Origin of the sequence: Clostridium sp., from assembly GCF_018372875.1 — a bacterium.
GTDB lineage: Bacteria > Bacillota > Clostridia > Clostridiales > Clostridiaceae > Clostridium.
Genome location: NZ_JAHAIF010000029.1, coordinates 17,820 through 34,833, shown reverse-complemented (window position 1 = coordinate 34,833; position 17,014 = coordinate 17,820). Strand labels below are relative to the sequence as shown.

11 protein-coding genes are annotated in these 17,014 nt (G+C 29.0%); 9 read left to right on the top strand and 2 right to left on the bottom strand.

All coding sequences use genetic code 11. The annotated features are described in order from the left end of the window. Positions 1–97 precede the first annotated feature (97 nt). On the bottom strand, positions 98–1,723 hold the full coding sequence (aspD, locus tag KIB46_RS10550; RefSeq protein WP_291671794.1) for an aspartate 4-decarboxylase: 1,626 nt from the start codon (positions 1,721–1,723) through the stop codon (positions 98–100). A 227-nt stretch (positions 1,724–1,950) separates the two neighbouring features. On the opposite strand from aspD, the gene KIB46_RS10545 reads away from it, so the two are divergent. The 6 genes from KIB46_RS10545 to KIB46_RS10520 all read left to right on the top strand — a co-directional run bounded on the left by KIB46_RS10545 (position 1,951) and on the right by KIB46_RS10520 (position 7,781). Continuing rightward, a complete protein-coding gene (locus KIB46_RS10545; RefSeq protein ID WP_291671792.1) occupies positions 1,951–2,115 on the top strand; it encodes a hypothetical protein in 165 nt (54 codons plus the stop codon). A 162-nt stretch (positions 2,116–2,277) separates the two neighbouring features. Next, positions 2,278–3,369 (top strand): ribose-phosphate pyrophosphokinase, encoded by a 1,092-nt coding sequence (locus KIB46_RS10540; RefSeq protein WP_156562491.1) that lies wholly within the window; start codon positions 2,278–2,280, stop codon positions 3,367–3,369. A gap of 458 nt (positions 3,370–3,827) precedes the next feature. Then, the gene (locus tag KIB46_RS10535; protein WP_156562489.1) at positions 3,828–4,559 is read left to right on the top strand and encodes a hypothetical protein; all 732 of its coding nucleotides are present in this window, start codon (positions 3,828–3,830) and stop codon (positions 4,557–4,559) included. A gap of 52 nt (positions 4,560–4,611) precedes the next feature. Beyond that, the gene (locus KIB46_RS10530) at positions 4,612–5,481 is read left to right on the top strand and encodes a potassium channel family protein (RefSeq protein ID WP_291671789.1); all 870 of its coding nucleotides are present in this window, start codon (positions 4,612–4,614) and stop codon (positions 5,479–5,481) included. A gap of 109 nt (positions 5,482–5,590) precedes the next feature. After that, positions 5,591–7,000, top strand: coding sequence for a transcriptional repressor LexA (gene lexA, locus KIB46_RS10525; protein ID WP_291671787.1), 1,410 nt, complete (start codon positions 5,591–5,593; stop codon positions 6,998–7,000). A gap of 136 nt (positions 7,001–7,136) precedes the next feature. Beyond that, complete coding sequence (locus KIB46_RS10520; RefSeq protein ID WP_156562482.1) at positions 7,137–7,781, top strand: phosphatase PAP2 family protein; 645 nt, start codon at positions 7,137–7,139, stop codon at positions 7,779–7,781. Positions 7,782–7,813: 32 nt separating this feature from the next. Here the strand turns inward: KIB46_RS10520 and KIB46_RS10515 are convergent, their stop codons facing one another. Next, entirely contained in the window at positions 7,814–8,062 is a 249-nt protein-coding gene (locus tag KIB46_RS10515) for a hypothetical protein (protein ID WP_099329618.1), read from the bottom strand. Positions 8,063–8,158: 96 nt separating this feature from the next. On the opposite strand from KIB46_RS10515, the gene KIB46_RS10510 reads away from it, so the two are divergent. The 3 genes from KIB46_RS10510 to KIB46_RS10500 all read left to right on the top strand — a co-directional run bounded on the left by KIB46_RS10510 (position 8,159) and on the right by KIB46_RS10500 (position 16,821). Beyond that, complete coding sequence (locus KIB46_RS10510) at positions 8,159–8,833, top strand: Crp/Fnr family transcriptional regulator (protein ID WP_291671783.1); 675 nt, start codon at positions 8,159–8,161, stop codon at positions 8,831–8,833. 234 nt (positions 8,834–9,067) lie between these two features. Further along, complete coding sequence (gene hcp, locus KIB46_RS10505; RefSeq protein WP_291671782.1) at positions 9,068–10,975, top strand: hydroxylamine reductase; 1,908 nt, start codon at positions 9,068–9,070, stop codon at positions 10,973–10,975. 902 nt (positions 10,976–11,877) lie between these two features. Continuing rightward, positions 11,878–16,821 carry a hypothetical protein gene (locus tag KIB46_RS10500; RefSeq protein WP_291671779.1) on the top strand — a complete coding sequence of 1,648 codons (4,944 nt, stop codon included), beginning with the start codon at positions 11,878–11,880 and terminating at the stop codon, positions 16,819–16,821. The last annotated feature ends 193 nt before the right edge of the window (positions 16,822–17,014 follow it).

Here is a 17,014-nt window from a genome sequence, read left to right as displayed (position 1 = left end):
AATATTTTATCATAAATCCTAAACTCGTAGAGTTTGGGATTTATTTTTTTTACAAAAAAAGAGCTACGCACTAATTATTTAGTGCGACAGCCCCTTTTTACATAGATAATTCAAGTTTATTTTTCCAGTCATAAGATAAATCATCAATCATATTTTTAAGGGATTTACCTATAATAAAATAAGAATTATCCCTTAAGTTTGCCAAGGATACTCTTAGTGACCATTGGGATGATGCAAATCCATCCCCATTAAGTAATATTATTGAGTAATTATTAGCAAGGTTATAAATCATATCTAAAGGTTTGAAGTTTTTTTCTATATATCTACTAAAATTTTCTCCATACTTACATTTTGCTAAATCAAGCAGATTAATTTCAGTATAGTATGCAGCATCATGAGGTTGATTTTTTAGTTCTATTTCTAAACCATCAAATAATAATTTCTTACGATTTTTACATATATCCTTAGTTAGTTTTTTATATTTATCTTCCTTATCCATTAAAGCAAAGGCACAAAAGAATGCCATTTGTACTTGTTGAGGGGTGGAAAGACCTGCTGTATGATTAAGAGCAACTTGTCTACTATCTGCCACCATTCTATCCATAAAGGAAAGATTTTCAGGCTTTAATGAAAGATGTTTATATCTTTCATGTAATCTTTCTTTAGTTTCTTTAGGAAGTTCTTTAATTAACTTGTTAAATATGTTGTCTTGGTTTAGCATAATAGCTCCAAGTCGCCAACCAGTAACCCCAAAGTATTTAGATAAAGAGTAAACTGCTAATGTATTATAAGGAATATCTGCTATTAATGATGAAAAATTGTCAACAAAGGTACAATAAACATCATCAGTTATAATCATTAAGTTTGGATTATGCTTTTCTACTATAGTTTTTAAGTTATCTTTACACTCCTTGCTTAGAGCAATAGATGCAGGATTGTTTGGATTAACTACAAAGACAACCTTTATGTTTTTATCCTTAAGCTTTTCTAATTCTTCCTTAGGGTATTGCCATGTAGGATTTCCCTCATTATCTACTTCATTTGCATGAATGTTAACAACATCAAAATTATAGTGAGGTAAATGTGGAATTTCTAAATAAGGAGTAAATATAGGAGTCATTAAAGCTATTTTATCACCAGGATTTAAAAGGGAATTAGCTACTAATGAATCAAATATATAGCACATTGCTGCAGTTCCACCTTCAACACTAAATACATCGAAAGGTGTATTAAATTCTTTATTTGCGCATAATTCTTTCATTAAATAGTCATGAACAATCTTCTCAATATGTATTAAAATTCTATCTGGAAAAGGGTAGTTATCTCCAATTATTCCATCAGTTAATTCAAAGACCCAATCATCTTCATTAAAACCTAAGGTATTTATTCCATAATTAATTATTTCATTTAATAACTCTATTCCAGGTAAACTGTAATTTTCACTAATAAATTCTGTTAGTCTTTGATATATTCCATTCTTTTGTATCATTCCTGCAAGATCTTCTTTTTGCCAAGTCCTTTGGGTTTCTTTTACTGCAAATTGACCAAAGGTAAAGAATGCTTGTCTAGGAGTTGAGGCTGTCCAATTAGGATTTCCCCTACCAGCATCTAGTATACTTTTATTATTTTCTTTAGCAAGGGATATAAGTTTATCTTTTAGTTCAAAAGGACTAATCTTTCCGTAAATTTTTGAAAGTTCTTCTTTAGTAATTTGTTTATTCAATGTTGTTTCTCCTTTGTAAAAAACTACTATGGTACAATATTTTATAATAAAATTATTGTAAATTGTAGATTATAATCTTTTTTTTACATTTTGATAAATATATAAGGGGATATTATAATTCTATTAAAAAATATTAAGAAAAACGGGATTTTAATATATATTTAATAGTGAATACTTGTTTTGATAATGTAGAAAATAAAAGAAAAAAACAATATGGAGGAAGTAGAATGAAAAAGTGTTTATATTGTAATAAGAAATTGAAGGAAGATTACTTTTCTAACAAGATAGGAAACTTTTGCTCCGAGGATCATTTTGATGATTATTTAAAAAGCTTAACAAAAGAGGAATATGTAGCACTTCAGCATTCATTTTGTGTATGTAGTGATGACTAACAGGTTCATATATTGTGGGAGAAAGGGAGATATAATTGTTTTAGAATATGAATTTGGTGTGATTGTAGAATAATTTGTCAAAATTTCGTACATAATTATTTCCATTACAGCATTTTTTGATATATAATATATTTGGGATTTAAATGAAAAGGAGAGAAATCAATGAGTGAATTGAATCATGATCTTGGCATAATAGCACTAAAAAGCTGTGTCGAACTAGGAGATGCTGTAAATAAATTTATACAAGAAGAGAGAGATAACAAAGACTCTTATATCATACCTTTAAATGAAGTAAGATTTGCTAACGGTGAAGGTAAAGTTAAGATATCTGAAACTGTAAGAGGTAAAGATATTTATATTTTATGTGATATCGGAAACTATAGTTGTACATATAAAATGTTTGGATTTGAGCATAATATGGGACCAGACGAACATTTTCAAGATATCAAGAGAACTGTTGCTGCAATAAGAGGTAAGGCTGCAAGAATAACAGTAATCATGCCATTACTTTATGAATCAAGACAACATAGAAGAAAGGGAAGAGAATCTTTAGATTGTGCTTTAGCACTTCAAGAGCTTGAAAGATTAGGTGTAGATGAAATAATCACATTTGACGTTCATGACCCTAATATTCAAAATGCAGTACCTTTATTATCATTTGAAAACTTCTATCCTACATATGATATAGTTAAAACACTTGTATCACAGGAAAAAGATTTAGAATTAGATAAGGATAAGTTACTAGTTATAAGTCCTGATACAGGAGCTATGGATAGAGCAATTTATTATTCAAGTGTATTAGGGGTAGATGTAGGCTTATTCTATAAGAGAAGAGATCATTCAACTGTTATAAATGGAAAGAATCCAATAGTTCAACATGAATATATGGGAAGAGACGTTGCAGGAAAAGACGTATTAATAGTTGATGATATGATAGCTTCAGGAGAATCTGTTCTTGATATAGCTAGAGAATTAAAGAAGAGAAATGCTAGAAATGTATATGTAGCTGCTACATTTGCTTTCTTTACAGAAGGGTTAGAGAAGTTCAATAAGTACTATGAAGATGGTACTATATCAAAGATTTATTCAACTAACTTAACATATATACCTGAACAATTACTAGAAGCTAAATGGTTTGAAAGAGTAGATATGTCAGAATTCTTAGCTAGAATAGTAAATAGATTACATAGTGGTAAGTCTATAGCTAAATATATGGATGCTACACAAGTAATTCATAATTTACTTAGAGAGTAATAGTAATTAATAAACACAAAAAACTGCCTTAGAGCAGTTTTTTTGTTTTTATTGTCTAGAAATTATAAAATTTCAATTAGCTATAAATCAAAGGTATTATTACATTTTTTTTATAAATCTTTATAAGAAATAAGAATAGGTGAAGCAACATAAGCTGAATGACTCATTAACTGTTATTTTTATTAATGCAATAGTGTTATTAAGTACTGTAAACATATATATGATTGTTAAATGTGGGATAATTTATATTTATCCCACAAAAATCTTGAGAGTATTAGATGTTGGAGAAAGTAGTTGGAAAATATTGAAATGTTTTATTATTAATGAAGTTAAATTTATAATATATATTATGTTATAACTAAATAATATGTTACATAATCTTATTCCAATTTTATAAATGCTTTTTCACTTAATGGAAATTATATTATTAAAGAGTATAGACAATAGGAGGATAACATATGAGAAAATTTTTAAAAGATTATATTGAGGTTATAAAAAAGTTACCCATTAAAAGCAAATATTCAAAAGAAGAGTTGTTAATAAATGATTTCTTAATTCAAAAAGAAGGAAAGGTTGAAATATACTATGCTCCTCATAATGAATACATAAACCCAAAGGCCAAGGTATTTATTGTAGGCATAACACCAGGATTTCAACAGATGAATGCAGCAATTGTAGAAGCAAGAAAAGGAATAGAAAATGGATTATCTATTGATGAAATAAGTTATAATTGCAAGGTTGCAGCTAGATTTAGTGGTAGTCTAAGAAATAATATAATAAGTATGTTAGATGGAATATATTTAAATGATGCATTAGGAATAAATAGTTGCAGTGAGCTTTTTAAGAATAAAGACTATCTTTTACATACAATTTCACTTATACCTTATTCAGTTTTTGTAGATGGTAATAATTATACAGGGCACACCCCAAAGATTCTAAAAACTCCAATTTTAATGAAATATATAGAGAATATTTTTTTAGATGAACTTTCTAATTTAGAAAATGTTTTAATTATTCCACTAGGAAAAGCTGTAGAAGAGGTGTTAGATAAGTTTATAAAAGAAGGAATAATAGATGAAAAATATGTTTTAAAAGGATTTCCTCATCCTTCTGGTGCAAATGGAAATAGAAAAAAGCAATATGAAGATAACAAAGAAAAGATGATAGAACATATAAAAGAAATATTTTAATGTATCCCCACATATTATATCATGTGTAACTTAGCACATGGAGGTGAGGCATATGATTGTAATAATTACTATATTAACTATAATTATATTTATTTTAATGGCTTTTGATAATGTGGATAGAACAAAAGAATATTTTAAGTATGGAATTAAGAGAATTAATCTTACTTATAAAAGTCTATGGACAGAGGGGGATTTTCTTGTAAGGATAACCCAAGGTGGAATGATAATTATTACAGAAATGTTTAATTTACTTTCTATATATACTATTGTATTAAAGTATGTAAAATTATATTTTTCTATTGAATTAGACCTGATTTTTAAAACTACTGTTATTATAGTAGGAGTTATAATTGTGCATTATTTAATGGGATATATACTTTTATTGAGCTCTAACCTTCATAGGTATATGAGTATGGGAGTTGATAAAAGTATAAAGGGGGATTTTTTACTTACTTATTTTATAATATCCTCTTATGTAATGATACTTATAGTTTTTCCAAATGAATTAAATAAATATACTTTATCTGGTGCATTGGGAATTACAATAAGCTACTTTTTAAATATGAAGTTGTTACTAAAAATAATGAGAAATCCAAGGTATATAAAGTTTGATAGAAAGGATAGAGGTGGATTTTTTCAAGTATTTATTGCAGCCATGTCCATAGTTACTATGATAGTTATAAACTTATTTTTGGGGGTTTCTTTAACTAATATAATAGATAAAGGAGCTTTTTCTTCAAATCCTAATAATTTCGATTTGTTTTACTATACTATAGTAACATTCACAACAATAGGCTTTGGGGATATAAGTCCTGTATCTAACTTGGCTAAATTTATGGCTATAATAATTTCTATTACCAGTATTATTTGTTTAACTATTTTCTTAGGAAGTATTTTTTCACTAAGAGAAAGAAAAGAGTAGTAATGGTGGGAAAAGTTAAGGAAAATTTTTTAGTGAAAATAATTTTGAAAAGATAATCATTTTCCTTTATTATATAAATATAAGATTTTTTTAGAAGAGGACAGAATATATGAAATTACTTAATATACAAAATAAATTTATAGAGGGTAAACCTTGCAAAAATAGTATAGTTAAAGGAAGAAGCAATACAGGAAAAACTGAAGCGTTTTTACATAGAATATTAAATTTAGTTAATAATTTTGCCTTTGAAAAAGAGGATAAAATTTTATTTGTTCAAAAGGAAAAAGGTCTATTAGATAAAATAAAAAGTAGATTTAATAAAGTAAAATTTGATAATAATTATAAATATATCTCCTTATTATCATCAGATGTGGAGCCTGAGTTTATTACCTTAAATGAACTTATACTAAAGTACTCCAATGGTTCTGCTTTAGCAAAGCAAAATGAGAGATTAGATATCCTTAAAGAGGGGATAAAAATTGGGTGCTTTAAAAGATGCAATAAGTTAAATAATGATAATTTATATTTAATTTTAAATGAAATAAAGTATATGAAGAATAATAATATAAATAAGGCTGAAGAGTTTATGACTTTAATGGGAGGACCATTAAAGCTAAGAAAGAATTCTCCATCAAGGGCAGAAATGTTCATTCTATATAGTTACTATAATAGAATTCTTAAGGAAAAGGGATTAGTGGATGAAGAGGATAGAATAAGATTAGCTATTGAAAATATAAATAAGGAAGATAGTGGATATGTTCATCTTTTTATAGATAATGTAGAGGGGCTATCTAAATTAGAGTTAGAATTTTTATTAGCTTTATATAAGGACAAGTCTTATGGAACAATTACATTAGGAATTGACGTAGATAAGGGAGAAAATATTTATTCTGAACTTGTAAAGAAAGGAAGAGTTTACGCTAAGAAGGTATTTGGTAACAATAAAAAGATATACAATTTTAAAGTGGATGTAGTAGAAAAAAATAATAAGCAAGTAATTAATGAAGAGTTTAATATAAAAGAAAAATACAAGTTTTTTGATTTGAAACATAGAAGAAACTTTGATTTCTCTATTGAAAATACAGGCTTTGAGGAAAAGATATTAGGAGAGTTAGATGAAAAGTACTCTGATGATGAATTAGAGCAGATTCCTGTCTTCAATAATATAGCAGCAGGGGAGCCGATTCTTATATCTCCAGAACAACAAGATACCTTTACTTTACCTAAGTATTGGGTTAAGGGTGGAAACAAGAAGTTTATATTAAAAGTAAAGGGGAACTCTATGATAAAGGCCAACATAAATGATGGAGATCTTGTTGTAATTGAGCAAACTCAAGCTCCTATGAATGGAGACATAGTGGCAGTGAATATAGAGGGAAGTGCAACATTAAAAAGATTAAGTTTAACTAAGACTACAATAACATTGTTGCCAGAAAATGATGATTATGAGCCTATAGTTGTTACACCAGATGAAGAATTTTATATTTTAGGAAAAGCAATTGGTGTAATAAGAAAATAATAATTAAATTTTAGCAGATATACGTAACTAAGGAAATATTAATATAAAATTAAGATAATAAAATTAGACAAGGTGCTATAATTATTAGTAGTAAAAGGATTGATTATTATATTTATGATATAGGGAGAGGAAATATATGGTTATGGATATAGCTAAAAGATTTATAAAAGATAGAAAAGCTATATTTTTAGTAATAGCATACCTAATTACTATAATAGGTTATGAACTTGTAAATGGATTAAATATACAAAGTGTATCACTAGCAACAACGTTAGATAGTAAAATACCCCTTATTAAGTATTTTGTAATTCCATACTATATGTGGTATGCACTTGTTTTGTTCTCGTTTATATATATTTATGCAAAAAATAATGAGGAATTTTATAAGTTTGCTAAGTGTATAGTGTTAACTATGTTATCAGCTTTAGTAATATTTATATTTTTTCAGACTAGTGTAAGTCGTCCAATTATTATTGGTGATGATGTGTTTTCAAACATGATAAGAAGTATATATGAGAATGATAGACCGGTGAATTGTTGTCCAAGCCTTCATGTAGCCTTGGCATTAATTTGTAGTATATGGGTTTGTAGAGTTTCAGAAAATAAAATTTTAAAATCAACAGTAATTATTGTAGGATATTTAATTATTTTATCTACGCTATTTATTAAACAACATGTAATTATTGATGTTATAGTTGCATTTGTCCAGGTGCTTATTTTAAGAAATATAGTAGATAGAAATTCATATGTTGAATATGAGGAAGCTGTAAAAATAAGATAAATGAAAAGATGAGGATAAACTCCTCATCTTTTTTAATAATTTATACCAGCTGGTTTAACATTATTTTTATCGTTTTGTCCACATGGTGTAACACCATATGTCATGTTACAATGAACACATTTATCTACTAAAGTTTTCATTGTAAATGTATTGCCACATGAGCAATCTATTTTGTAAAGATATCTTAAAGGAAAATTATCTTTACCCTTACTTCTCACTAAATCAACAATAGCTTTTCCATCATTACCATTATTAGCTTTTGTTAAACATCCACAACCCATTTCAAATTCCTCCTTTGTTTTATATAATGATATTATAAAGGAAAAACTTGAAATTGTCTTTATTAAAAAAGAATAATTATTTATAGGAGTGATATATTGAATATAGATTTACTTGAGAAGAATGAATTTTTTACTGGACTAAAAGCAGAAGAAATAGGGAAAATATTAGAATCTATTAAATATTCCTTTGAAGAGTATAAAAGAGGTAGTATAATTGCAAACGAGGAAGAGGAGTGTAGTAGCATAGGATTAATTTTAGAGGGAGTTATAGAAATACAAAGAATTTATCCAAGTGGTAACAGTATAATTGTAAAGAGATTAAAGTGTGGTGATGTCTTTGGAGAGGCTTTAGTTTTTTCAAAAGAGAGTACATATCCAGCCACAATTATATCTACAACAGATAGTAAAATTTTATTTGTTAATAAAAATGAAATATTAAGGCTATGTGTAAGGGAAGAAAAAATACTAGAAAACTTTGTATCATTATTAAGTGACAAAGTTTTTATGTTAAATAATAAAGTGAAAAGTTTAGCATTTAAAAGTGTAAGAGAAAAGGTGATAAATTTTATATTGGAATTACAAAAAAGTCAGCAAAGTGATGTTATTAAATTAAAGAGTAGTAAAGAAGATATATCATCATATTTAGGAATTCCAAGACCATCATTTTCAAGAGAATTAATAAAATTAAGGGAAGATGAATTAATAGAATTTGATAGGTCATCAATAAAAATATTGAATTTAGAAGCATTAGAAGAGGAACTTTTTAAATAAAAAAGGTGGGGTGGATATTTATTTTGCTTGTTCCGTCGCTGCCCTCCAAGTCACATCAAAACAAATATCCACCCCACTCATACTAAAGGTAAGGAAAATATAGAATTATTATCCTTGATTTTATATTTTCCTATAAATAAAAAAATGAGTTTGTAACATTTGTTACAGACTCATTTTTTATTTAAATGTATTATTAACTCAGATAATAAATAGAAAAGTAAAGGAGATAAGAATATGAGTCAAAATATGTTCTGTATGCAATGTCAAGAAACTGCTCAAAATAAAGGATGTACAAAAGTTGGTGTATGTGGTAAAAGTGCTGATTTAGCCAATATGCAAGATTTATTAATATATGTAACAAAAGGTTTATCAGAAGTTACAACAAGATTACGTAAAGAAGGAAAAGAAGTATCTAAAGATATAAATCATTATGTAACTTTAAATTTATTTACAACAATTACAAATGCAAACTTTGATGATGAAGTATTTTATGAAAGAGTTAAGGAAACATTATCAAAGAAAAATGAATTATTAGACAAGCTTTCAAATAAAGAAGGATTATCTGAAGCAGCAATTTGGGATGTGAAAGAAAGTAAAAATGATGGATTTTTAAATACACTTAAGAATATAGTTTCAGGAAACAATGATGGTAAAGAAGTAAATGCAATGTTAAAGGAAAAAGCAGAATCTAAGGAAGTTGGTGTGCTAGCAACTAAGGATGAAGATATTCGTTCTTTAAGGGAATTAATAACTTATGGATTAAAAGGTTTATCTGCATACTCTAAGCATGCAAATGCATTAGGACATGATAATGAAGAAATAGATGCATTTATGCAAGAAACATTATCAAAATTATTAGATGATTCTTTAACAGTAGATGAATTAGTAGCATTAACATTAGAAACAGGTAAAGTAGGTGTTGATGGTATGGCATTACTTGATAAGGCTAATACATCTACTTATGGAAATCCAGAAATTACAAAGGTAAATATAGGTGTTGGCAAAAATCCTGGTATATTAGTATCTGGTCACGATTTAGCAGATATTGAACAGCTATTAATTCAAACAGAAGGTACAGGGGTGGATGTTTATACACACTCAGAAATGTTACCAGCACACTACTATCCACAACTAAAGAAATACCCTCATTTAGTAGGTAACTATGGTAATGCTTGGTGGAAACAAAAAGAAGAATTTGAATCATTTAATGGACCAATTTTAATGACAACAAATTGTATTGTTCCTCCAAAGGAATCTTATAAGAATAGAATGTTTACAACAGGTGCAGCAGGTTTTACAGGATGTAAACATATCGAAGGTGAAGCTGGATCTAATAAAGATTTCTCTGAAATTATTGAATTAGCAAAAACATGTGCAGCTCCAACAGAAATTGAAACAGGTGAAATAATAGGTGGATTTGCTCATGAACAAGTATTTGCCCTTGCTGACACTGTAGTAGAGGCGGTAAAATTAGGAGCAATCAAGAAATTTGTAGTTATGGCTGGTTGTGACGGCAGAGCTTCTAAGAGAAACTACTATACTGATTTTGCAAAAGCACTTCCAATGGACACAGTTATTTTAACTGCAGGTTGTGCAAAATATAAATATAACAAATTAAACTTAGGTGATATTAATGGCATTCCAAGAGTATTAGATGCTGGTCAATGCAATGACTCTTATTCATTAGCATTAATTGCTCTTAAGTTAAAAGAGGTATTTGGACTAGCTGATATTAATGAATTACCAATTATCTATAATATAGCTTGGTATGAGCAAAAAGCTGTAATTGTATTACTATCATTATTATATCTTGGAGTAAAAGAAATTCACTTAGGTCCAACATTACCTGCTTTCCTTTCTCCAAATGTAGCAAAAGTATTAGTAGAAAACTTCGGAATTGGAGGTGTTTCAACAGTAGAAGAAGATATTAACATGTTCTTCAAAGAAAGTTTAGAAAGTACTGAAATTACAAAAGATACAATTATTGCTGATCTATTAAAAATGAATCCAAATGCAGAAAGTGTATTAATGTCTGCAGGAATGCATTGTCTTGGATGTCCATCTTCTCAAGGAGAAACATTAGGAGAGGCTTGTATGGTTCATGGATTAGATATAGAAGAACTGTTAATTAAATTAAAATAGCATATTAGATCAAAAAGAGTTGTTATAAAAACTATTATAAGTTTTGTAACAGCTCTTTCTTGTGTGCCCAACATGGGCACGTGCTAGTCGGTGGAAGTCCGATATGGGGGGGATAATGCCAACAATTAGCTTAAGCGATATGTAACTGAACTATCAGAAGTCAGCAGAAGTCATAGTAACTCCGCTAATCGCGATAGCGGACGAACAATGTCGTCAACTTAGTGCATTAAAGTAGCTAATAATAGTGTACTTTAAAATTATTTTTATCTACTTTATTTGAATTATAATTAAAAATGGTACACTAAATAAATCCGCTGGATAAAGTGAATTTTAAATTATGTATTTATTTTATTCAATAAAATTATCAATTTCAAATGAAATAGATTTACGTAATGCGGAGCAAATAAGATGAACAGTATTTGAGAATGATAATTTTCCGTATATTGTCAAGTGTTTTTTATATTTAATTTTTATTTTTTTCTTAAGTTGACGACATTGTAGGTACGGTGGTGTGAGAGGTCGGTAGATAAAGTAATTATCTACCTCCTACTCGATTTGAAGTCAATAAATTGAATTCTAGTATTTAAGTTTCAAGGTTGTTTTATATACATCTTTTATTATGCATAATACAAATTTATATAGAATAAAAATTCTTAAAATAATAGAATAATATTGTTGTATATGGTTAGGATTTTAAAGAAATATAATCGATTACCGAAGAGTTAAAAAGTGTAAAAGTATTACTATTTTTGGTATATACAAGCTACTTTAACTTCATTTATCATATTTATGTAAATATAAAGTGCTTTCCAGAAATGTTTTTGAAAGAGAAAAATAGATGATGTGCAAAAATAGATGGAAGGAAAGTTGCTTTGTTTATTTAATAAAGGAGAGTGAAACGTATGAAACCAAGACTAGTAAAATCAATAGCCACGCTTTTGGTAGCTATCACCAGTGTTTATGCAGTTTCTCCCATTGCACATGCGAAGGAAAATGAAGTGTATGGGGAAGTAAAGGTGGAAAGCAAAGGAAATATTATTAAAATTGGAAACGATTCAATTGAAAGAATATTTGATATTTCCAATAAAAAACTTTCTACTAAAGAAATAAAAAACTTGTTAGGTAATTCAACTTTTGTTCCACAAACAGGATCTGAAGAATTTTTTATTCAGTCATTAGTAGAACTAAATCGAGTAGAACCAGAAAATGAATTAACAAGTATAAAACCAAAACAATCACAAAATTCTCAATCAGGATGGAAAATAGAAGGAAATAGCGTTTCTAAACAAGAAGGAGAAGGGTATTCAGCACTTATTGATGGTGATTTAGAATCACATTATCATTCAAACTATGGTAAGGGTGAAGGAGAAGTATCAAAATTACCAGTTCAACTTACTTTAGATCGTGGCGAAGATGCACAAAATACAACTTTCCAGACATTTGGGTATCGTCCTCGTTTAGAAGGAGAAACAGCAAATGGTAATGTGGAAAAGTATAAACTTTATGTAAGTGATGATAAAGATAGTTTATTTAAGACGGAAAGCTTGAAAAAGGAAGGAGAGTTTCAATATACTGGTGCATATGATGAAAGCGGAAAACCTAAGTTTATTTATACCTCTTTCGATGAAGTACAAAATGGCAGATATATAGGATTTGAAGTTATTTCTTCAAAAGGGCAAAATAAGCATGCTGCTGGAACAGAAATTGACTTATATAAAGAAAAATTTGATTCTATTCCAGAGAGTACAGCACCTGTTATAAAAACAAGTGATTTAGAGTTAGAAAAAACAGATGTTTCTAAAACTCAAGCTACTATTAATGGAGTGGCAAAAAAAGGACAAATGATTACTTTTTCATTTAAACCAATTACATTTGGAACAGGTAAATTGCAAGTAACTGAAAAAGTTGTTATGTATGATGGAGATCACTTCATGCGTAAATTTATTGAATTAGATAGTTCTGATAAAAATATACGAATTGACTATATTGATGGAGAACATTTTGTAACAAAGGAAGAAGATAAAAAATGGACTATTCCAACCAATAAAGGTGGAGTAGTGCAAATGGATGCTACAAAAGCAAATTTAGGACAACCTATTTATGTTAACGGATTGTTTGTAGGATCCGAGTTCCCAGCTACAGATACTCAGATTGTAGATGGACTTGGACGTATGCGTTACTTTACTGGAAAAAACTTTGAAGATTTTAAAAGAGATGGGCAGTTAAGTAAAACAGGTAAATATGTGAGTTGGCAAACAGTTCTTGGAGCTACACACAGTAATGGAGATAACCGTAATGTAATACAACAAGATTTCTTTAAGTACATTGATTCTATAGCAACACCATCTGAATTTAGAATCCAATATAATTCATGGTTTGATAACATGATGAGAATTACAGATGAAAACATAATATCTTCTTTTTATGCAGTTGATAAACATTTATCAAATACAGGAGTCCGTCCACTAGATTCTTATGTTGTAGATGATGGATGGAATATTTACCGTAAAGCAAAAGGGGAGTTAAACAGCCAAGTTGATATTGAAAGAAATGGAAAAGATGATGTTAACGAAGATGGATTCTGGACATTTAACTCTAAATTTCCTAATGAATTGACTCCTTCTAGCCAACTAGTTCAAAATTTTGGCTCTAATTTTGGAGTTTGGATTGGACCACGTGGTGGATACAATTACTATGGAGATTTAGCTACTATTATTGAAAAAGCTGGAAATGGAAGTAAAGCTGGAGGATCTATTGACGTAGCCGATGATAGGTATGTTAAAAAATTTGAAGAAATGGCTATTGACTGGATGAAAAGGTTTAAAGTTAACTATTGGAAATGGGATGGATTTGCAGATAGTGCTCAGTTCAATGCTTTCCCACAAGGAAAAGGTGTTGTAGGATATGATGAAGAACATCATCATATGTATGGTGGTGAAAATGGAATGTATCATGTAACTGATCTTTGGGAAAAATGGATTTCTTTAATGAAAAATGTTCGTTTAGCAGAAAAGGAATATAACATTGAAAACCTATGGATTTCGTTGACATGTTATGTAAATCCAAGTCCATGGTATTTACAATGGGCAAACTCTGTATGGTTACAATGTGTTGCTGACCGTGGAGAAAGAACTAATGGTAATTCAAACTTAAACAATAAGATGGATACTATGTTAACATACCGTGATGGAGCATACTACGATTTTATTGTAAACCATGAATTCCAATTCCCACTAGCAAACATTTATAACCATGATCCTATTTATGGAAAAGAAGGAACTGGTATTACAGCAAATTCTATGAATGGTGATCAATTTAGAAATTACTTGTTTATGCAAGGAACAAGAGGAACTGCATTTTGGGAATTATATTACTCTGATTCTATTTTTGATGAAGAAAAATACTTAATTAATGCAGATTTCTTAGAGTGGGCAGAAGCAAACTTCAGTAAATTAAGAAATGCAAAAATGATTGGAAAAACTCCTTCTTCTACTGCTACATTAACTGGAAGTCCAACAGGGGATGCTGGAACTCAAGAAGCATATGGATTCTCTTGTTTTGATGGTGATGAAGGAATAATTTCTATGCGTAACCCGGCAGCTGTAGAAAAAACAATTACGTTCATATTGGATGATGCAATTGGTGCAACTGTGGAAGGAGATTATTATAAAACAATAGAACATGCATATTCAGTAGAAGGTAAATTAGGTGCTTCTAAAGATATGTATAAAAAAGGAGAAGAAATTTCAGTAACATTACAACCAGGTGAAACGCAAATATGGAACTTATCAAAAACAAAAGATACAATTGCTCCTACATTAACAAAAGTATTTGCAAAAGATGATAAAACATTACAAGTAAGTGCAAGTGAACACTTAATGGCAGATGATATTAATTTTGAAGTGAAAGTAAATGGAAAAGTTGTAAATGCAGAAGTTGAAAAAGTAGCAGATTTACGCACTTTCAATTTAACATTAGATAGTGCTATGCAAGATGGAGCAAAGGTTGAAGTAAAAGCAACCAAAGCATGTGATATGGCTAAAAATGAATTAAATGATACATCTTCTTACACATACTACAGTAATTATATAATTGCTCAAAAAGAATCTGTAGCTAAAGAAGAAGTTATTTCCAAAGAAGATAGGAGTGTAAGTGGTAAGGATGGATTTAGTGTAAGTGCAAGCGTTAAAACTGATGAGAAAAATATTGCAGTTGTAAAACAAGGAGATTCTTATGAATTAGGAATTGATAAAGACGGACATCCTTACTTTGTATTAAATGGTGTAAAGGCAACGTCTTCTAGCGTTGTTTCTTCTAAATATGAAACAGTCATATCTGGAGTAAAAGAAAATAACGGTTTGATTAAAGTTTATGTAAATGGTAATGTTAGTGGATCTGCATATGATGTAAAAAATATTAATTTCAATGTTGAAAAAGCAGATATCTATGCAAAGAATGCAACTGATGTAAAAGTATTCAGTAGAAGCCTTGGGTATGATGAAGTACCAACTTCAACATTAGCAGAATTAGTGAAAAAACTTAATGCTGAAAAACAATTATATAGTGTAGATTCATGGAATGCTGCTAATATGGATGAGCTATTGAAATCTGCAGAAGAAGCGTTAAAAAATGAAGGTGCAAATTTACAAGAAGCATATGATGCATTATTTAATGGATACAAAAAATTAATTCCAATTAAAGAAATGAATTTATCTTTAGGAAAAGAGGTATCTGCTGCATGGCTTGATGCAGATGATAAAACTCAAGTAGATAACTCAGGAAGTCCATTATCAAATGCGGTAGATGGAAAAATTGATGTTAATTCTTATGCTATTTTTGGAAAAGATAATCACCGTAAACCATCTTATATAACAGTTGACTTAGGTGAAGTTGTAGAAATAAATAGTGTTGAATTATATCGTTATTGGGCTAATAACAGAACATACGATTCTACAGCCTTAGTTGTATCTGAAAGGGAAGATTTTAAAGATAAAACTGTATTGTTCTATGCAAGTGATGATAAAAATAATGATATTTTCAAGCTAGGAGAAAAACCAAGTCAAGATTTATATCAAGAAAGTGAAAATGGAAAAGTATTATTTGATCATAACAATGAAGTAGCGTTAAGAAATTCTGATTCTGTAAAAGCACGTTATGTACGTTTATATGGAACAGGAGTAAAAAATGGTGGAGATGAAAATCATATTGTTGAACTTAAGGTAAATGGTGTGCCAAATGATTTTGATCCATATGATTTAGCATCATTCAAAGAAGTAATTGAAAAAGCAGAAAAAGAAATGTTAAATACTATTTATACAGCTGATAGTATAGAAGCATTAAAAGCAGAAGTTGAAACTGCTAAAACAGTTGTTTCTGAAGTAGAAAAAGGAACACAAAAAGATAAAACATTAGGATATGTGTTAGATGCTAAACAGAATCTAGAAGATAAATTAACTGCATTAAAAGTAAAAGAAGCAGATTATAGTAAAGTGGATAGAGCAATTGCGAAAGCAAATGCTTTAAATCCCAAAGACTATAAAGATTTTTCAGGAGTAGAAAAAGCTATAAAAGCAGTAGTTAGAGGGTTAGATATTACAGAACAAGCAAAAGTTGATAAAATGGCAGAATCAATTGAAAATGCAATTGCTGCATTAGTAAAAGTAGACATAAAGCCAACAGAACCAAATAAACCAAGTGAGCCATCAGAAAATGATGAAAAACCAAATGATTTAAATGATAAATATGTACAAACTGGGGATACAACAAATGGTGTAGTATGGATTCTACTAGTTCTTGGAGCAGCAACTATTTTAATTGGATGTACATGTAAGAAAAAACAAGCTTAGTATAAGAGTGAAATGTACTGAAAAGTTTCGGAGTTTTTCAGTGATTTAGAATAACTCATGCTGTACAAGTTGTATGGTGTGGATTACCATTTGGATAAGAAATACTCTACAACTTGTAAAAGAATTAAAAAGTATGGAAGTCTATGAAGACAACCATACTTTTTTTTGTAAACAGCAAGAGGGTGAAAGTCCA

Bases quoted from the DNA above. Each gene is read 5' to 3' on its own strand.
- KIB46_RS10545 (WP_291671792.1), top strand. From the start codon at position 1,951: ATGAAAAAGTGTTTATATTGTAATAAGAAATTGAAGGAAGATTACTTT.
- KIB46_RS10540 (WP_156562491.1), top strand. From the start codon at position 2,278: ATGAGTGAATTGAATCATGATCTTGGCATAATAGCACTAAAAAGCTGT.
- KIB46_RS10535 (WP_156562489.1), top strand. From the start codon at position 3,828: ATGAGAAAATTTTTAAAAGATTATATTGAGGTTATAAAAAAGTTACCC.
- KIB46_RS10530 (WP_291671789.1), top strand. From the start codon at position 4,612: ATGATTGTAATAATTACTATATTAACTATAATTATATTTATTTTAATG.
- lexA (WP_291671787.1), top strand. From the start codon at position 5,591: ATGAAATTACTTAATATACAAAATAAATTTATAGAGGGTAAACCTTGC.
- KIB46_RS10520 (WP_156562482.1), top strand. From the start codon at position 7,137: ATGGTTATGGATATAGCTAAAAGATTTATAAAAGATAGAAAAGCTATA.
- KIB46_RS10515 (WP_099329618.1), bottom strand. From the start codon at position 8,062: ATGGGTTGTGGATGTTTAACAAAAGCTAATAATGGTAATGATGGAAAA.
- hcp (WP_291671782.1), top strand. From the start codon at position 9,068: ATGAGTCAAAATATGTTCTGTATGCAATGTCAAGAAACTGCTCAAAAT.
- KIB46_RS10500 (WP_291671779.1), top strand. From the start codon at position 11,878: ATGAAACCAAGACTAGTAAAATCAATAGCCACGCTTTTGGTAGCTATC.